General features: G+C 68.3%; 3 protein-coding genes and 1 pseudogene. All 4 read left to right on the forward strand.

Going from position 1 to position 3,534, the window contains the following annotated elements; genetic code table 11:
- Positions 1–199: pseudogene (locus ACR9ZJ_RS19080) on the forward strand (phosphoglycerate mutase); the annotation flags it as partial.
- Entirely contained in the window at positions 196–1,908 is a 1,713-nt protein-coding gene (recJ, locus tag ACR9ZJ_RS19085) for a single-stranded-DNA-specific exonuclease RecJ (RefSeq protein ID WP_481288655.1), read from the forward strand. The pseudogene ACR9ZJ_RS19080 and the gene recJ, both read left to right, overlap by 4 nt.
- Positions 1,908–2,849: a multidrug resistance efflux transporter family protein gene (locus ACR9ZJ_RS19090; protein WP_481288656.1), complete on the forward strand. Its 942-nt coding sequence runs from the start codon at positions 1,908–1,910 to the stop codon at positions 2,847–2,849. Before recJ ends, ACR9ZJ_RS19090 begins: the two co-directional genes overlap by 1 nt.
- Before the next feature lie 54 nt (positions 2,850–2,903).
- Positions 2,904–3,359: a hypothetical protein gene (locus tag ACR9ZJ_RS19095; protein WP_481288657.1), complete on the forward strand. Its 456-nt coding sequence runs from the start codon at positions 2,904–2,906 to the stop codon at positions 3,357–3,359.
- Positions 3,360–3,534 lie beyond the last annotated feature (175 nt).

The following is a 3,534-nucleotide window of genomic DNA, read 5'->3' on the forward strand; positions in this document are numbered from 1 at the left end:
CCCCCGCGCCGTTTACGGGGCTCCCACATACAGCCTGCTCGACTTGCAGGACGTCCAGCCGACCGCTTTCGAGCGCGATTGGTGGCCGGCGATCGAAGCGCACCTCACGGCAGGCACCGAGGTTCGCCTCGCCTTCGCCGATGGTGTGCGCATGGTGCTGCGCAAGCGTCACCGCCTTCGCTTCTGGCGCAAGGCATGACCGCCAGGGTCTGGCGCCAGCGCACCGTCGCCACCGCGCCGAGCGGCTGGCCGGCGCATGTCCACCCCGTGATCCAGCGTATCTATGCCGCACGTGGCGTGTGCACCCCGGACGGTGCGGAACATCGACTGGCCCGCATGCTGTCGCCCAACCTGCTCGGTGGCCTGGATCGCGCCGTCGCCTTGCTCATGCGCGCCATCGCCGAGGACAGGCGCATCGTCATCGCAGGCGACTACGACTGCGACGGTGCCACCGGCACGGCGGTGGCCGAACGCGGCCTTCGCTTGCTCGGCGCACGCCACGTGAGCCACGTGGTGCCGAATCGCTTCGTGCACGGCTACGGCCTGAGCGAAGCGCTGGTGGCGTCGCTCGATCCGACGCCCGACATCATCGTGACCGTCGACAACGGCGTGGCCAGTGTCGCCGGCGTGGCCGCTGCGCGTGCCCGTGGTATCGCAGTGGTGATCACCGACCATCACTTGCCGGGCGATACGTTGCCCGACGCCGACGCCATGGTGAATCCCAACCTTGTCGGCGACGGTTTCCCCAGCAAGGCGCTCGCCGGTGTCGGCGTCATGTTCTACCTGCTGCTGGGCATTCGCGCGGCCATGCGTGACGCAGGACATTTCCCGCATGGCGAGCCCGACCTGGGCGCGCTGCTGGATCTGGTCGCGCTCGGCACGGTCGCCGATCTCGTGCCGCTGGATTTCAACAACCGCGTGCTGGTCGACGCGGGCCTGAAGCGCATGCGCGCAGGCAAGGCGTGTGCGGGTATCACGGCCCTCATCGAAGCCAGCGGACGCTCGTTGGCGACCGTGGGAGCGACCGACCTGGCCTTCGCCATCGGTCCGCGGCTCAATGCGGCCGGTCGCCTCGAGGACATGTCCCTCGGAGTCGCCTGCCTGCTCACCGACGACCCCGGCATCGCAAGGCGCTATGCGGAACAACTTTCGGCGATCAACCAGGAACGCCGCGAAATGCAGGCAGGGATGGTGGACGAGGCCGAGACGATGGTCGCGCGCGCGGCGCATGTCGACGCCGTGGGTGTCGCCCTGTTCGACCCTGGCTGGCATGCGGGCATTGTCGGCCTGGTGGCTTCCAAGCTGAAGGAAAAGCTGCATCGTCCCGTGCTCGCGTTCGCCCCGGCGGGCGACGATACGAATGAGCTCCGGGGCTCGGCCCGCTCGATTCCCGGCTTCCACATTCGCGATGCCCTGGCCGAGATCGACGCGAAACATCCCGGACTGATCCTTCGTTTCGGCGGGCACGCGATGGCTGCCGGCCTGAGCCTGCAGGCCGCCGACTTCGAACGCTTCGCCGCCGCCTTCGACGCGACGGCGCGCGCGCACCTGGACGACGAGCGGCTGCAAGCCCTCGTCCATACCGATGGCGAACTCGATTACCGCGACCATACCCTCGATCTCGCGAAACAACTGCGCCATGCCGGGCCATGGGGGCAGGGCTTTCCGCCACCCCTCTTCGAGGCGCGTGTCGAATGCGCCTCGTGGAAGCCGATGGGGGGCCGCCACCTTCGCCTGCAACTGCATCACGAGCAGGGCGGAGCGCCGCTCGATGCCGTGATGTTCAACTGCTACGACGGAACCCCACCGCCGGCGCGGATGCGGGTGGCCTACGAGCTTTCCGTCAATGACTGGCAGGGGAGGGAAAGCCTCCGGTTGTTGTTGACGCACATGGAAGCCATCGGCTGATGCGCTCCAACGCGCCCGCCGCCGTGGCGATCGCGCTGCTCTCGGCGTTGTTCTTCACGCTGACCTATGTCCTGAATCGCGCCGTCGTCAGTGGCGGCGGCCACTGGCAATGGGCGGTGATCCTTCGCTACATCGTCACCTTGCCGTTGCTGGCCGCCGTATTGCCGTTTCAGGGAGGGCTGGGCGGCCTGCCACACGAATTGCGCTCGCATGCGCGGACATGGCTCGGCTGGAGCACGGTCGGTTTCGTGTTGTTCGGCGTGCCGTTGACCTGGGCGGCGAGCAGTGGCCCGTCGTGGCTCGTGGCGGGAAGCTTCCAGACGACCGTCCTCGCCGGCCCGTTGATGGCTCCCTTCATCTATCGCGACGAGCGGGCGCGCTGGCATGGGGGCGCGCTGGCGATCGGGGCGCTGATCGTCATCGGCGTGATGCTCCTGCAGTTCGGTCACGCCCACGGCGCACTCGATGCCTCCGCATGGATGGCGGTGGCCGCGGTGGTCTTCGCCGCCTTCGCTTATCCCCTGGGCAACCGGAAGATCCTGCTTCACCTGGAACGCAGCGGTACGAAGCTCGGGGCGGTGCAGCGCGTGTTCGGCATGACCCTGGCGAGTTGGCCACTATGGCTCGTGTTGTTCGTCCTGACCTGGACGACCATCGGACCGCCGACGTTGCGCGAAGTGCTGCTGGCCAGTGGCGTGGCGCTGTCGTCGGGCGTGATCGCCACGGTCTTGTTCTTCCACGCCACGGAGCGGGTCGGCCGGCAGCCGACGGCCCTTGCCGCCGTCGAGGCGATGCAGGCCGCCGAATTGTTGTTCGCCACGGCGATCGGCGCGGTTTTCCTGGGCGAAGCCATTCCTGGCGTCCTGGCTGCGACCGGAGCCATCGCCATCATCGTCGGTATCGGCCTGTTCGCATGGGTCAGTGGAAAGGAGAGCGCTTGACGCCGGGGTGACGGATACGGCGTAGGCTGGGGCGGTCCTCACGGAGACCTGGCCATGAAAACCGTCGTTCTCGCCTTGATGCTTGGCCTGCCCGCGCTCGCGGCCGCCACGCCTCCGCCCGGCACCCACGGCCAGCCCGCGCCGGCTCCCGAGCCGATGAAGCGCTTCGTCTGGCGCGACGAGGCGGCGGGGTACACCTTCGTCGCGCCACCGCGCTGGGCCGGCAAGGTACGAGCCGTGCCGCTGGAATCGGCGGAACTGTCGCAGTCGGGCGCGACCACCGGCGTCCGCTTCGTGGCGGGATCGAAAACCCTGCTGGTCTTGCTCGCCACGGACGAGAGCCGGATGCAGGCGCTGACCGCAGCGGGTGGTTCCGAGCTGTCGCGGCACGGGGATCACGTCGTGGCGATGAAGATGGCGGACGACGGCGGCGAGCTGGCACTGACGAACGAGGAACTCGCGTCGGCGGTGCAGTGGGATGGCGGAGCGAGCGGCACCGTCTCCCGCTGACCTGCGGCCCTTGGCCCCGGGTCAGTGATACCCGCTCTCGTGGGAATCGAATTGCTCTTGTGGGAGCCGACTTGTCGGCGATGGGTGCTTGCCTCGAACTGGCCCGCTGCCGCGGGATCGCCGACAAGGTCGGCTCCCACCAGGGTGAGGGATTTCGATGGGCGGCCACCCGAGG

The sequence above is a fragment of the Luteibacter sp. KNZ12-1A genome, assembly GCF_056755675.1.